The sequence below is a fragment of the Enterobacter cloacae complex sp. SHL020 genome, from assembly GCF_049236945.1.
Lineage (GTDB): Bacteria > Pseudomonadota > Gammaproteobacteria > Enterobacterales > Enterobacteriaceae > Enterobacter > Enterobacter dykesii.
In genome coordinates, this window is sequence record NZ_JBMKJF010000004.1 from 215337 (window position 1) to 230476 (window position 15140).

Consider the following 15140-nt stretch of genomic DNA (forward strand, 5'->3'; position numbering starts at 1 on the left):
TTGTGGGAAAACTTATAAATAAGTTATTTCTCTGTGGGCTAATGTTCTTTATTGCTAGTTGTGTCAGTGCGGATGATCGTACACTTTCTCCGCCATCAAATACGGAATGGGTAAATATCGAAATAAAGAACCCTTCATCGTATACGAAACCTTTTCCTCTTGAGGTGCTCTACGTATCGACGACGTGTAAGCGTGAGTTGATGAGTATGCGGGATGGTCAGCATTATGAGAAGGTGGGATATAATCCAGTTGAAATTCCACTTCAGAAACAAAGTGATTCAGATACGTGGGTCGCAAAAATAGCTAAAGATGGCGGTGGTAAGTGTAATTGGCAATTGAGTGAATTCAATTTGGGTATTGAATATATTGATGCAACTCACCTTGGTAAGGGGTTGGTACCGGGAACTGCTGTTGGTGCAACAATCGCGTTTGATGATAATGCAACAAAAAATGGTCTTTTCAAGACGGTTCATGGCGATGTTAATTTGTCACCAATATATTACCCATGTATAAGGGAGAGGAAATTAAACTCTACTGAAACTAGTTTATCACTTTTAGGTGAGAAAAGTTTTATCTCCTTGAAGGCGGATGGGACTAATAAGGTTAGTTTTATCCCTAGGTTAGATGAGTCAAAAGTCACACGGTATATTGGAGTGGCAAAGAAGGAGCCAGGCTCATACGCGAAGATAATTTATCCGGATGGAAGTGTAGCGCCAGAAGGTACAATAATTCTTGATTTTAATAAAATCAATGCAAAGTAACTGCTAATAAAATAAGGTGTTTATTATGTCCAATGGCATCGTATTGATCGGAGACAAAACTTCTCACGGTGGAAAAGTGATCTCCGCCTCTTCCAATATTACTGTTGACGGGAAAAAGGCCGCGTTAGTTGGCGATATGATCAGCTGCCCGATAGAAGGGCATGGAACAAATCCTATTGTAGAAGGATCACCGCACCGGACATTTAACGGTCGCGCTGTTGTCGTCGATGGCTGTAAATGCCAGTGCGGTTGTACTGTAATTTCAAGTGCTCAAAACAGCACAGTAGGATAATCAATGGGCTGGGAAAGGACGAAAGCAACAACAACGGAGTTGCCTCCTGAGCCATCTTTTACGGGATGGCTGTTGGCAGGGGGCGGGGCCGCAGTTGTGGGTATTTTGCTGTTTATTCTGCATGCATCAGGCTTGTTTAAGGCACTGGTTGTATTCAATATCTGGTGGCTGGCATCCAGCCCGGTTCTTGGCTGGTTTTTCCTGTTTTGCTTGCGGGGATGGCTGTGGGGCAGAACAGTCAATGAACATCAGTTTTTACAGAAGGAGGCTGAATACGGGCAGCAACAGTGGGAAGCCTGGGCTGGACGCTATCTGGCCGTACTGGGAAGCAGCATACTGCTGCCTTCCGGAGTGACCTCTGACGCCATTGCTAAATCAGATGCTGCAGATGCGCCGCAATTGCTTTCACTGACCAGCCATTTTGATGCGAAATCGACGACGTCCACCTCCTTGCTCGAACTGGGTCTGGCCGGTGTACAAAACGCGATCGCGTTGTTGCCTGCGTCAGTGCCGTTCAACGTTACCATTGTGAGCGACATGATTTCGTCAGACTTCGATACCCGGTTTCGCAAATCATGGGGGAAAATTTACCCTGGGCGTGCGCTAACAGGTTCAGTTTCATGTTGTGAAGCCCTTTCTTTTGACTGGGTCGAGGAGCGCCTTAAAAATCCCGTTTTCGATATTGATTTGATCCTGATATTGCAGAACCAGGGTGCTGAACTGTATTCCGATGCACTCGCAGCGATGGTTCTTACCAGCGATGATGTTGCTGAAAAATACCAGCTTTCACACTCCGCCCGCATATTGCGACCGATGCCGCTGAACATGACAAATTTCAGGGCTGATATGAGGTTGTTCCTCGAAACACAAACGATCGCCTGTCAGACGTCAAACGTGTTCTGTGATTACGGGCACTGGAATGACGGGTTTGCTGATCTAATGACCGCGTCTCAATCACATCTGACACCGTGGGTGCCCCAGGAAATTGATGTACTGGAAAAATATAACGGAATTCCAGGGGGCGGGAGTGCGTGGCTTCTAGCTACATTACTGGCCGACATTGTGTCCGTCAGCAACAAACCTGTTTTAGGGTTGTTTACCTCAGGTGCTGATCGTTTTGTCAGTACTGTTACCTCAGGGAGTGAAAATAATGATGCCGGGTAGTACATGGAGCAGAGGAGGGCTTGCTGGCATAATAGCCTGCATCTCAGCGATTATAGTGGCCTTGATCCTTCATTTCGGCCCCTCGCATGGCCTTGATACCCGACTGAAGCAAGTGCTTGCATTTGTTGCCGTATGGATAGTCCTGCTGATTATTTTCTATACACCGTTTATGTTCCGGTTTATGAAGGAAAAGTATCATCGCTGGCGAGAGCAGAAGAACAATGCGCTGCCCTCTGATGAATCAAGAGTTGCCCGGACTCCGCCACGCAATGTCACTGTGGATACTATCCGTGAAGCCATGCGTAACCTCTACGATCGGCGCTGGGGGCGTAAAACTCGCATCCTGCTGATAACCGGTACGGCCGCTGAAGTGGAGCAACTGACTCCGGGCCTTACAACTCAGCTCTGGCAGGAAGACCGCGGCACACTATTGCTGTGGGGCGGTGACCTCAATACACCAGCAGATAGTGCCTGGCTGACCGCGCTGCGTAAGCTGCGCCGTCGTCCGGTGGATGGCATGGTATGGGTCACCTCGGCCTTTGACCAGCTCTCAGCACCTGGGCTGGAGCAGCCGCTACCGGTTCCTTCAGAAAGCACCATGGATTCCCTGTCTCATGCCATCAGCGCGCGTATGGAAACGCTTGGCTGGAAACTTCCTCTCTACGTCTGGTCCCTTCATCCGCGCGCCGGTAAGCCGGAAGGGCGCATTACTCAGGCTACTGGTTGTCTTTTGCCTGCCGGTTGTCGCACCGAAGGGCTGGCAGAGCAACTCTCCGCCCTGACGCCAGACCTGACCTCACTGGGTCTGCAGCAGACCTGCGGTGAGGTGAAGCATAACTTCCTGCTGATGCTTGCCGACCAGCTCATTCGTGAGCCGGAGAGCCTGACCGCACCGCTGTCGGTGATGCTCAACCCGTACCGCCCGCTGCCGCTGGCTGGTGTGGTGTTCAGTCAGCCTTCTGCCGGTGCTGAACGTGCCGTGCCGCATCACTGGGGCATGGATAAGCGCTGGGATGTTCTGCCGGAGTCTGTCCGGATGCTTCCTGCCGGACTGCGTCCGCGCAAACCGGGCATTCCATGGCGCAAAGTGTTTGCGTCTCTCGTCGTCCTGGCGATGGTGGGCTGGGCTGTGTGGATGGGCATCGCGTATGTCACCAACCGCAGCCAGATTGCCGGTGCGAACGCCCAAGCCGCACTTGCCGCCAGACAGAATCAGCCGCTGGAGCAGCGCCTGCACGCGCTGTCTGAACTCCAGAAAACGCTGGGCCGTCTGCAGTACCGTTCAGAACACGGCGTACCGTGGTACGAGAAGGCCGGGCTAAGCCAGAATAATGCCCTGCTGGCGGCACTCTGGCCACGCTATCAGGACAGCGCGTTACCGCTATTGCGGGATGCGGCCGCAGACCATCTGCAAAAACAAGTCAGTGCCTTTAACGCGCTGCCGCCGGGCAGCCCGCTGCGTGAGCAGATGGCAAAAACCACTTATGACCAGCTCAAACTCTACCTGATGCTGGCTCGTCCGGAACACATGGATGCGGCCTGGTTCAGCCCTGCGTTGCTGCACGACTGGCCGAAACGTGATGGCGTGAAAGACGGCGTCTGGCAGGGTGTGGCACCGTCACTGCTGTCCTTCTATGGCGCGCAGCTGGTTGCGCACCCTGAGTGGAAATTGCAGGCAGATGAGAGCATGGTCAGCCAGGCGCGCTCGCTGCTGGTTCGCCTGATGGGCGTACGTAACAGCGAATCGACTCTGTACCAGAATATGCTCTCTCAGGTGGCGCACCTGTATGTCGATATGCGTCTTGAAGATATGACTGGGGATACCGATGCTGCCCGCCTGTTCAGCACCACCGAAATTGTACCAGGCATGTTTACCCGCCAGGCCTGGGAGCAGGCCGTTCAGCCCGCCATTGAGAAGGTGGTGAAGGCCCGCCGGGACGAACTCGACTGGGTGCTCACTGACAGCAAGCGTCAGGTGAATAAACAGGACGAGACCTCGCCGGAAGCGCTGAAAAAGCGTCTGACGGAACGTTACTTCGCTGATTTCGGTGGTGCGTGGCTGGCGTTCCTCAACAGCCTGCGCTGGAACCGGGCGACCACGTTGTCGGATTCCATTGACCAGTTGACCCTGATGGCCGACGTGCGCCAGTCGCCGCTGGTGGCGCTGATGAATACCCTGAATGTACAGGGCCGTACCGGCCAGACCGGTGAGGCTATTTCGGATTCACTGTTGAAATCAGCGAAAAATCTGCTGGGCGGTGACAACAGGGATGCCATTGACCAGAGTGCAGGTGTTCACGGCCCGCTGGATGCGACCTTTGGTCCGGTACTGGCGCTGATGGACAAAAACCGGACAGGTACACAGGAACTGAGCCTGCAGTCGTACCTGACCCGTGTGACGCAGGTGCGTCTGCGTCTGCAGCAGGTGACCAACGCTGCCGACCCTCAGGCAATGACTCAGACCATTGCCCAGACGGTGTTCCAGGGCAAGGCCGTGGACCTGACCGAAACCCGTGACTACGGCAGCCTGATTGCCGCCGGTCTGGGGCAGGAGTGGAGCGGCTTTGGTCGGACGGTGTTTGTGAATCCGATGGAACAGGCCTGGCAGCAGGTGCTGACCCCGGCGGCTGACAGCCTTAATGCTCAGTGGCAGCAGGCGGTGGTGGCAGAGTGGAACAGTGCCTTTGGTGGCCGCTACCCGTTCAATAACTCCAGCAGCGATGTTTCTCTACCGCTGCTCGCCAAATACCTCAATGCAGATTCCGGGCGTATCGCGCAATTCCTGCAGACCCGCCTCAAAGGTGTGCTGCACAGAGAGGGCAACCACTGGGTACCGGACAGCATCAACTCACAGGGCCTCGCCTTTAACCCGGCATTCCTCCACGCCATTAACACCCTGAGTCACATCTCGGATGTGGCCTTCACCGAAGGCAATGCCGGCATGAACTTCGAACTGCGTCCTGGTACCGCCGATGGCGTGATGCAGACCGACATGATCATCGACAGCCAGAAGCTGACGTATGTGAACCAGATGCCAGCGTGGAAGCGCTTCACCTGGCCTGCGGATACTGAAGACCCTGGTGCGAACCTCAGCTGGATCAGCACGCAGGCGGGCACCCGCCAGTACGCCGATATTCCCGGCGCCTGGGGCTGGATACGCCTGCTTGATAAAGCCGCGGTCAGTGCGTACCCGGGTGTCGGCAGCAGCTACAGTCTGAGCTGGAAAGCCCAGGACGGTCGCACGCTTAACTACACCCTTCGTACTGAAGCAGGCGAAGGCCCGCTGGCGCTGCTGAAGCTGCGTAACTTCCGTCTGCCGGAAACCATCTTCAGCACCACCGAAGTTGCACCGTCAGACCAGGTCGCCAGTGCGAACAGTGATGCAGAGGAGGTCTACTGATGAGCACGCTCAATGCCTTACTCAGTGCCTGCCGGGCAGAACAGGAACCATTACTTGTAGCAACCCGTGAGCGTGTGGCGCAGTGGGACAGCTGGCTGCAGCCGCTGTCCGGGCAATCGCCCACTGGCGAAGATCCGGGCTATGACGATGACTTCCAGCAGATGCGCGAAGAGGTCAACAAACTCTCCGGAGCGGATACCGAACTCATCTGCCGGCTGGCAGAGAAGTTGCTGACCACGACCGCCAAAGATATCCGTGTGGCGACCTACTACTGCTGGGCGAAGCTGCACCTCGAAGGTGAACAGGGGCTGGCCGAAGGACTCGAACTGCTGGCTGGTCTGTTGGAACGCTTTGATACACAGCTGCACCCACAACGTGACCGCAGCCGTAAGGCGGCACTGGAATGGCTGGCCGGGTCGCGCATGACTGATTCGCTTTCCCTGTACCCGGAAGTGGTCAGGATCGATGCGATGCGAACCACCGGTGCACTGCTGCTGATAGCACAGCTTATTGAGAATGAGCCGGATGAAACCCGTCCCGAACTCAATGCGCTTTATAGCGCGCTGGAAAGCCGTCTGCAGAAAGCGGGCGGCGTGGATGCGGTGGTACCGCAGAATGCCAGTACCAGTGAAACCCCTTCGGCTGCCAGCCGCAGCGATGCCCCGGCTATCGGGCGGATCACCTCCGGTCAGGATTTGCTGGCCCAGGCCCGCACCCTCACCGAATACTTGCGCGAGCAGCCAGATGGCTGGCTGTCAGCACACCATCTGATGAAAAGCCTGCGACATGACACCCTGCGGGCCATTCCGGCCCCGAATGCGCAAGGGCGCACACGCATCGAGCCGCCAAGGGCGGATCAGCGCGCGTTACTCAAACGCCTCTACCTGCAGCAGAGCTGGGCTGAAATGCTGGAAACGGCCGACAGCACCTTTTCCCGCGGAGCCAATCACCTGTGGCTGGATTTGCAGTGGTACATCCACCAGGCGTTGACGAAATCCGGTCAGGAGACGCTGGCCGACATTGTCTTGGCTGATCTGAAAGGGCTGCTGTCTCGCCTGTCCGGGCTGGAGACACTGGCGTTCAGTGACGGTACACCGTTTGCGGACGAAGTGACGCTGAACTGGATCCAGAATAGCGTGATTGATACCACTGGTGGGTGGGACAACGATACGCCATTAGCCCCGGCCACCGCCGGTAACGATGACATTCTGGCGCTGGAGCCGGAAGCCGTGGCGCTGGCCGACAGTGAAGGCCCGGATGCCGCGCTAGGCTGGTTGCAGACCCGGCCGGGCATGACCACCGATCGTCAGAAGTGGCTGTTGCGTCTGCTGATGGGGCGCATTGCTGAGCAGTACGGTAAAAATGACCTGGCGGTACACCTGTTTGCTGAGCTGGGTGAACGTGCAAGAGAAGTGACCCTCAGTAACTGGGAGCCTGAGCTGATGTTTGAGGTGCAGGCCCGCCATCTGAAACTCCTGCGTCTGAAAGCCGGTCGCAGCGAGGCTGAAAAGGCCCGCCTTACACCAGTAATGGACCAGTTACTTGCCGGACTGATCGCCGTCGATCCAGCCCGTGCCGCCGTGCTTTGCGGTTAAATCCACAGGAACAGAAATAAATGGAAGATTTGACCCTGCGTTATTACGACGCAGAAATGCGGTACCTGCGTGAAGCCGCGAAAGAGTTCGCTCAAACCCATCCCGATCGCGCAGCAATGCTCGACCTGGATAAGGCCGGCACACCCGATCCGTATGTAGAACGTCTGTTTGAGGGCTTTGCTTTTTCGATCGGACGCTTGCGGGAGAAGATTGACGACGACCTGCCGGAACTGACTGAGGGGCTGGTCAGTATGCTCTGGCCACACTACCTGCGAACCATTCCGTCACTCTCGGTGGTGGCGTTCACGCCAGTGCTTCAGGCCGTGAAGATGGCGGAAGTCATGCCCGCGGGTCTGGAAGTTTACTCCCGCCCGGTAGGGCCGAAGAATGCAGTCTGCCGCTACCGCACCACTCGCGATGTGATGCTCAATCCGTTGAACATCTCAGGGATAACCATGACCACTGAGCCTGACGGGCGTTCGCTGCTGCGGATGCGCTTTGCCTGCAGCACACAGGCGGACTGGTCCCATGCTGATCTCAGCCACCTGAGTCTCTATCTCGGCGCGGATGCGCCTGTCAGCAGTCAGTTACATCTGATGCTGACCAGGCGACAGGCTGCCCTGTATATGCGCCTGCCCGGACAAATCGACCGCATTCGCCTTGACGGGTACTTCTCGCCGGGAGGATTTGCTGAGGAAGATGGACTGTGGCCGAAAGGCGATACCGCCTTCAGTGGTTACCAACTGCTGCTGGAGTATTTCACCTTCCGTGACAAGTTTATGTTTGTCCACCTCAACGGCCTGGATGGCATTACACCCCCTGCCGGAGCGGAGTATTTCGACATCGAAGTCGTGTTCAGCACACCGTGGCCATCAGAGCTGCCGGTCACCGATGACGCAGTTCGTCTGCACTGTGTGCCGGTGATTAACCTATTCACACTGGAAGCTGACCCGCTCACCATTACCGGGCTTGAAAGTGAGTACCTGCTGCGCCCCAAACGTCTGCAGGACGGACACACCGAGATTTATTCGGTGGATTCGGTGACAGGCTCAAACCGGACCAGTGACGCTGAGTATGTGCCGTTCAGCAGCTTCAGGCACAAGGGCGGGATGATGCGCCGTCATGCACCACCCCGTTACTACCACACCCGCGTGAAGCGCAGCGTGACCGGGTTGTATGACACCTGGCTTATCCTTGGGGGACACCAGTGGGAAGAGGACCGCCTCTTTGAGCGTGAAGCCGTATCGCTGCAAATCACTGGCACCAACGGCCAGCTGCCGCGCCGTGCACTACAGAGTACGCTGCTTGACCGCTGTGAGCAGGTGGTCAGTACACAACTTTCAGTACGTAATCTCTGCAAACCAACGCTGCCAGTCTATCCGCCTTCCGAAGACCGGTTTCACTGGCGGGTTCTGAGCCACCTGGGATCCGGTTTCCTGAACATGATGAGTACCGCCGAAGTGCTGCGCGGGACGCTTGCGCTCTACAACTGGCAGGAAGATGAACTGAACACCCGGCGTCTGGAGGCGATTCAGCATGTAGAGCACCATCGCCTTCAACGTTTTGAACAGGGCTACCTGCTTCGGGGGCTGGATATCGAAGTAACCCTCGACAGCAACGGTTTCACCGGTGAGGGTGACATTCACCTGTTCGGTGAAATGCTCAACCGATTCTTTGCGCTGTATGCCGATATGAACCAGTTCAACCAGCTCACCCTCATTGTTCAGCCAGAAGGAAAATGCATCCGGTGGAAAGAGAATCACAGTCCGCGTCTGCCCGGCTGATAGCGCAACTGGGCGACCGGCTGCCGCACATGAATTTTTACCGTTTCTGTCAGCTACTGGAGCAGAGCCAGCCGGATAAACCCGTCACCGGCAGCACCTGGCAGGTACGTCATGAGCCGGTGCGCTTTCGGCCCCATTCGGGGATGGGGTTCCCGGCCTCTGAAATCAAAGGGGCAGAGCTATCGGAACATCCGCACCTTCCACCCACAATCCGTACCACCTTTATGGGGCTCTACGGCGTGGAATCCCCGCTGCCAACGCACTATATCGATGACATCACCCAGCGCCGGGAAGGGTATGAGGCCACCGCGGACTTCCTCGATATCTTCAACCACCGGCTGATTGCTCAGTACTACCGTATCTGGCGTAAATATTCATACCCGGCGACCTTCGAAGAAGGCGGTAAGGACAAAACCTCGCAGTACCTGCTGGGACTGGCCGGGCTTGGGATTAACGGCTGCACGGACAGCATCGCGACCCCGGCTTCGCGCTTTCTGGCGCTGCTGCCGGTTATGTTGCTGCCGGGGCGTACCGCAGAAGGCATGGCCTCGCTGGTGCGACTCCTGGCACCCAACACGCAGGCGAAAATCTGGCACCATGACAAACGCCGTGTGCCTCTGAAGAAACTTTTGGTTATGAGCGTCAGCCAGCCTGTCACGCTGACAAACCGTCCGGTGATGGGTAACTATGCCACCGACGTAAACAGCCAGGTGCTGATACGCCTGACAACCACTGACTCAACTGAAGTGCTGGGCTGGTTACCGGGCGGGGAGCTTCACTCGGACCTGATGACGCTGCTGCATGTGTATCTTGGGACTCGCCTGGATGTCCGCCTGCAGCTATCCGTCGACCGTAGTCTGCTGCCGGACGCGACGATGAACGCTAAACCCAACGCCGGCGCAGTGCAACTGGGCCGCACCGCAGTGATGCGACCGCTGAATGCGGCTAAGACCGCATCACACCCAAAAACCATAACCATCAATCTTGGCCGCTATGAGCGGGTACAGGAAAATATTCACCGCAGGGAGACCGATGAAGATGGCGATTACCGCTGGTAAATTTCCTCTGGCTGCGCTGGCCGCTGGTATCACCTTGATGCTGGCGGGCTGCGGGCTGACGCAAAAAGTGACAGACGGCACCGTTGCTGTGACCAAGTCGATTTTTTATAAGCAGATAAAGACCCTGCATCTGGATATACGTGCCCGGGAGGCAGTGAACAGCAATGCCGGCGGCGTGGCTCTGTCGACGGTGGTGCGCATCTACCAGCTTAAGGACCGCAAAACCTTCGATACCACCGACTACCCGTCGCTGTTTAAGGCTGACAGTCAGGCCATCAAGGCAGACCTTGTGGCGGAGAAAGATATCCGACTGCAGCCGGGGGGGGCGGTGATGGTCGATATGCCGATGGATGAAAATGCGCAGTACGTGGCGGTGGCCGGGATGTTTATGTCACCGGACCTGGAGAACAATACCTGGCGTGTGGTGATGAGTCGCGATGACCTTGATCCGGATAAGGCACGCGTCATTGAGGCGGGGAACAACAAACTGACCATGCAGGTGCTGAAAGATGAATGAGACGCCCCATTCCTCGCTTTACGAGACGCTATTTGGCAATTTTACCGGTGGGTTCGATCTGCATCAGGTCAGTGAAGAAAACCAGATCATCCTTTCGGTTCTGGACAATATGCAGCGCGTTCTCAACTGTCGCGCCGGCACGCTGGCGCATCTGCCTGATTACGGGCTGCCCGATATGACAAAAATCCTGCAGGGGATGCCCGGAACGGCTCATGAGCTCATGGGCACATTGTCTGCCGTTCTGCTCAAATATGAACCGCGCCTGAAAAAGATAGACGTTGTTCTGCTGGAGCAGAACATTCCCGGCGAGCTGCGCTATGCCATTGATGCTGAACTTAAAGGGATTGGCCTGGTGCGCTACGGGACTGAGTTCATGCCCGAAGGTCGGGTCCTGTTGCGGCATCTCAGGCAACAGCAGTATCTCGACACAACTCTCCGTATATAAGGCAGATAACACCATGTCAGTAAAATCACAGTTCCTGAAGAAGTTGCAGGCGCAACAACCTTCACCCGTTCCCGCAGTTAGCAAGAGTCAGGCCGACATTGCAGCGTTTCGCCAGCGAATGGCTCAGCTTAAGGATCAAATGGACGCGTGGCTGACAGATACCGGACTGAATGCAGAGCCACTGGCGGTATATGTTCCGGACCTGCTGGTGGAGGGGGGGACTTTTGATATTTCCGGTATCGTCCTGCGTTATGGTAACCGGGCGGTTAAGTTTATGCCGATATTCCTTTATGGACAGGGAGTCGCAGGTTGTATCGAGGTGACTTTGTGTTTCGGGGATAAGGTGATTTCTCAGGGACGCCTGTTCATGCGGGTGGGGAGCGTAAATGACTGGATCTTTATTCCCCCTGATACATCACCTCAGTCAGGACAACTATTTGATGAAGGTGTTTTTTTCGGCCTGATTTTAGCGCTGCTGCCCTAGCAATAACATTCATTCCTTTATTAGTCATTGCGTTTCTACACGCAAAATTGCTTTACACATCAACTGACGATATTAACCGACACGGATATGCAGGCCCTGCAGAATGACCAAACATATAACGTTAAAAACCGGCGGCGACCCGCGTACGCTGCCAGATTATGCCGCCCTCCGCGATGAACTCAGTAAGCTTACACATCCTGCTCGCCCTGATGTGAACTGGCAATATGTCCAAAGACTCTGTCTCTCAATGTTTGAACAGAACGGTGTGGAGTTGCAGACAGCAGCCTGGTACACCCTTGCCCGTACTCACCTGTCTGGATTAGCTGGCCTGAATGAAGGGCTTGCGATTCTGGAGGCCCTGATTAGCCGCCAGTGGCACACCTTATGGCCGAAGACACAACACGCTCGAATGGAAATCCTTAGCGGCCTTAGCCAGCGCCTGCAGCAGCGCATGCGTATGCTTCCATTCAACAGCAGTCATCTTAGTGAGCTTTATCGTGCAGAAGCGTTACTTACCAGCCTGAGCGCGGTGCTCCAGCGTCTTGAACTCAAACACATTAGCCAGTTCGATACGTTACGAACGTTGATACGTTCAAATGCTGAACGGCTGGAAAACAGTAATGACGCATCAGATTTGAATGTGAATATGAAGCCCGATAGCGAATCGCCTCTGGATAAAGCCGAACCGATCGAAGAGGTGAAATGGATATATGTTGTGCATCAGGAAAATCAGCCGAATGGAGAGGATCGCACGACAGCCCCCGTGCCAGTCAGACAGTTGAAGCCCTTTATTGCCGGGATGTGTTCTACGCTGGTGGTTTGCATCGCTGTGGCTTGGGGATGGATTTCTTTGTCCAGACCCGACCCCCTGGCGACTCAGGCTTTTGCCTCTCTGGCTCCGTTACCTGAAGTGCTCACGCCCGTGCAGCAAAACGCGTTAACACTGCGAGGTAGTTTACCGTCCACGTTTATCACAGACACGCAGCAGCAGCTTGCCCGCCTGGATAAACTGCCTCCTGACTGGAATATTTCCTACAGCCTTCAGCTGTTAGAACAGCTCCAGACATTGCGGCCGGAGGAGGCGAAATCGCTCACAATGCAGTGGCAGCAAAAATTTAACGCGGCAGCGTTACCTGTCGACGCAATGAACAGCTGGTATCAGGGAATGATGACGCTTCAGCAACTGAGTCACCGGCTGAGTAGTCTGGACGAGCAAAAAGGAAAATACATCACGGTAAGCGAGCTTAAATCGGTGGTTTTTTCGACTATACAGTCCTTTAACCAAACGATACCGGCTGAAGAACAGCTCAGGCGTCTGTCACAGCATCCAGCAGGTGATGCGCTTCCTGAAGCTGAAAAGACGCAACTGGAGTTACGTCTTAAACAGCTGGCAACGCGTTACGCTCAAATAAAACAGGATTCTTCTGCTCAGTGAATTCTGGCGGTAGACAGACGAATGTGCTGAAAAAAGCGGGAGGGTAAAGTGTCCCCTGCAGGAATCGAACCTGCAACTAGCCCTTAGGAGGGGCTCGTTATATCCATTTAACTAAGGGGACGAGGCGGCACGAGTATAGCCTTATTTACACTTTGCGTTAAGCGCATCGCCGCATGACTGCTCAAAGAGTCACCATTCAGGTCGATTTTTTTGTCGATTTATCATCATTTTCCCGTGCCTTAAGCTCAGCTTTGCGTTTGTTCGACATGTCGTTACGAATTTGGGCATGGCTTAACAGCGCGAAGATAAACGTTCCGCCGCAAATGTTTCCCGCCAGCGTCGGAAGGGCAAACGGCCAGAAAAAATCGCTCCAGTGAAGCGTACCGTTAAAGACCAGATAGAGGATTTCAACGGTACCGACCACTATATGCGTGGTGTCCGCCAGCGCAATCAGCCAGGTCATCAATATGATCACCACAATTTTGGCGTTTCCCGCTGAAGGAAACATCCAGACCATCGTGGCGATAATCCAGCCAGAGATGATGGCGTTTGAGAACATCTCGACCGGCGTGTTTTTCATTACGTCCATGCCGATTTTCACAAACGCATCCCGGGTGGGTTCATCAAAGATCGGCATATATTCAAACGCCCACGCCGCGATGCCCGTGCCGATAATATTACCCAGCAGGACCACGCTCCAGAGCCGCATCAATAAACCGAAATTACCGAGTGTGGGGTTTTGCATCACCGGCAGAACGGCGGTCACCGTGTTTTCGGTAAACAGCTGCTGGCGGGCCATGATGACAATAATAAAGCCGAAGGTATAGCCGAGATTTTCCAGTAAAAATCCACCGGGTACGCCTTCCAGCTGCACATGAAATATCCCTTTCGCAAGCAGAGATGCGCCCATTGAGAGCCCGGCAGCGATGGCTGACCAGAAGAGGGCCATCGCGTCGCGCTCCATCTCCTTTTCACCATCCTGGCGTATATGCTCGTGGATAGCCATTGCGCGGGAGGGGAGGCGATCTTCATCAATTTCTATCTTCTCGCCGCGCGCTTTCTCCTCACTTTCAATTTCAAGATCCTCACTGCTCTCGCCAATTTTTTCTTCGCCTACATCTTTCATATCTGCTCCCGGAGGTTGTCTTTCTCTTAAGCGTAGCGGCTTTTATCGGGATGCCTGTGGGGATGCTCTTAAATTGTCAGCAATGACAACAAAGGTGATACATCTCTTTCAAAGACATTATAAAATTGCCAGCGAAACGAATTCCAAAAGCCAGGCTATGCTGAGATCAGAGTCACGGTGGTTACTGCCCGTAATTGTGCTCATAGACATCGGTAAACGTGCTGTTACAATCGCTTGCACGTTTACAGACGGAGCATTAACGGCTCCGTTACGGATGGCAATCAACGATAGCCATACTGAACAGGGAGATATTTATGAAACTTCGGCTGTCGGCGCTTGCGCTTGGCGCGACGATGCTTGTGGGCTGCGCCAGCTCCGGTGAGCAAACGGGACGCTCCGATCCTCTCGAAGGATTTAACCGCTCAATGTATAGCTTCAACTACAACGTACTGGACCCGTATGTGGTTCGTCCGGTAGCAGTAGCATGGCGCGATTATGTTCCACAACCTGCGCGTAACGGGCTAAGTAACTTTACCAGCAACCTCGAAGAGCCTGCGGTAATGGTGAACTACTTCCTGCAGGGCGACCCGTATCAGGGGATGGTCCACTTTACCCGCTTCTTCCTGAACTCCATTCTGGGGATGGGTGGCTTTATTGATGTAGCAGGTATGGCTAACCAGAAACTGCAGCGTGAACAGCCGCACCGTTTCGGCAGCACAATGGGACACTATGGCGTAGGGTATGGTCCGTACGTGCATTTACCGTTCTACGGTAGTTTCACCCTCCGTGATGATGGCGGCGATATGGCGGATACGCTGTATCCGGTCTTGTCATGGCTGACCTGGCCGCTGTCGGTGGGTAAATGGACGGTGGAAGGGATTGAAACCCGCGCACAACTGCTCGACTCTGATGGCCTGCTGCGCCAGTCTTCTGACCCGTATATTATGGTGCGTGAAGCGTACTTCCAGAATCATGACTTTATTGCCAACGGCGGCAAGCTGAAGCCGGAAGAGAATCCAAACGCGAAGGCGATCGAAAACGAACTAAAAGATATCGATTCGGAGTAAATAAAAAAGGTG

Annotated in this window: 13 protein-coding genes and 1 tRNA gene; 12 read left to right on the forward strand and 2 right to left on the reverse strand. The window is 54.7% G+C overall.

The annotated features are described in order from the left end of the window. Positions 1 to 2 precede the first annotated feature (2 nt). The 11 genes from ACOTZB_RS12585 to ACOTZB_RS12635 all read left to right on the forward strand — a co-directional run bounded on the left by ACOTZB_RS12585 (position 3) and on the right by ACOTZB_RS12635 (position 12935). Positions 3 to 761 (forward strand): hypothetical protein, encoded by a 759-nt coding sequence (locus ACOTZB_RS12585; RefSeq protein WP_421627283.1) that lies wholly within the window; start codon positions 3 to 5, stop codon positions 759 to 761. 25 nt (positions 762 to 786) lie between these two features. Beyond that, on the forward strand, positions 787 to 1053 hold the full coding sequence (locus ACOTZB_RS12590) for a PAAR domain-containing protein (RefSeq protein WP_421627284.1): 267 nt from the start codon (positions 787 to 789) through the stop codon (positions 1051 to 1053). 3 nt (positions 1054 to 1056) lie between these two features. Further along, entirely contained in the window at positions 1057 to 2217 is a 1161-nt protein-coding gene (locus tag ACOTZB_RS12595; protein WP_421627285.1) for a hypothetical protein, read from the forward strand. Continuing rightward, positions 2204 to 5617 (forward strand): ImcF-related family protein, encoded by a 3414-nt coding sequence (locus tag ACOTZB_RS12600; RefSeq protein ID WP_421627286.1) that lies wholly within the window; start codon positions 2204 to 2206, stop codon positions 5615 to 5617. The genes ACOTZB_RS12595 and ACOTZB_RS12600 overlap by 14 nt, the downstream gene beginning before the upstream one ends. Continuing rightward, on the forward strand, positions 5617 to 7212 hold the full coding sequence (tssA, locus tag ACOTZB_RS12605) for a type VI secretion system protein TssA (protein ID WP_421627287.1): 1596 nt from the start codon (positions 5617 to 5619) through the stop codon (positions 7210 to 7212). Before ACOTZB_RS12600 ends, tssA begins: the two co-directional genes overlap by 1 nt. 20 nt (positions 7213 to 7232) lie before the next feature. After that, on the forward strand, positions 7233 to 8996 hold the full coding sequence (tssF, locus tag ACOTZB_RS12610; RefSeq protein ID WP_421627288.1) for a type VI secretion system baseplate subunit TssF: 1764 nt from the start codon (positions 7233 to 7235) through the stop codon (positions 8994 to 8996). After that, positions 8951 to 10054, forward strand: coding sequence for a type VI secretion system baseplate subunit TssG (tssG, locus tag ACOTZB_RS12615; protein ID WP_421627289.1), 1104 nt, complete (start codon positions 8951 to 8953; stop codon positions 10052 to 10054). Before tssF ends, tssG begins: the two co-directional genes overlap by 46 nt. Next, the gene (gene tssJ / locus ACOTZB_RS12620) at positions 10035 to 10571 is read left to right on the forward strand and encodes a type VI secretion system lipoprotein TssJ (RefSeq protein WP_421627290.1); all 537 of its coding nucleotides are present in this window, start codon (positions 10035 to 10037) and stop codon (positions 10569 to 10571) included. Before tssG ends, tssJ begins: the two co-directional genes overlap by 20 nt. Beyond that, a complete protein-coding gene (gene tssE, locus ACOTZB_RS12625) occupies positions 10564 to 11016 on the forward strand; it encodes a type VI secretion system baseplate subunit TssE (protein ID WP_421627291.1) in 453 nt (150 codons plus the stop codon). The genes tssJ and tssE overlap by 8 nt, the downstream gene beginning before the upstream one ends. Positions 11017 to 11029: 13 nt before the next feature. Continuing rightward, positions 11030 to 11500 (forward strand): hypothetical protein, encoded by a 471-nt coding sequence (locus ACOTZB_RS12630; RefSeq protein ID WP_421627292.1) that lies wholly within the window; start codon positions 11030 to 11032, stop codon positions 11498 to 11500. A 103-nt stretch (positions 11501 to 11603) separates the two neighbouring features. Further along, complete coding sequence (locus ACOTZB_RS12635) at positions 11604 to 12935, forward strand: VasL domain-containing protein (RefSeq protein ID WP_421627293.1); 1332 nt, start codon at positions 11604 to 11606, stop codon at positions 12933 to 12935. A 49-nt stretch (positions 12936 to 12984) separates the two neighbouring features. Here the strand turns inward: ACOTZB_RS12635 and ACOTZB_RS12640 are convergent. Next, positions 12985 to 13056, reverse strand: a tRNA-Arg gene (locus ACOTZB_RS12640). Positions 13057 to 13131: 75 nt separating this feature from the next. Then, positions 13132 to 14061: a formate/nitrite transporter family protein gene (locus ACOTZB_RS12645; protein ID WP_368525114.1), complete on the reverse strand. Its 930-nt coding sequence runs from the start codon at positions 14059 to 14061 to the stop codon at positions 13132 to 13134. A gap of 314 nt (positions 14062 to 14375) precedes the next feature. On the opposite strand from ACOTZB_RS12645, the gene mlaA reads away from it, so the two are divergent. Then, positions 14376 to 15128: a phospholipid-binding lipoprotein MlaA gene (gene mlaA, locus ACOTZB_RS12650; protein ID WP_337281352.1), complete on the forward strand. Its 753-nt coding sequence runs from the start codon at positions 14376 to 14378 to the stop codon at positions 15126 to 15128. The last annotated feature ends 12 nt before the right edge of the window (positions 15129 to 15140 follow it).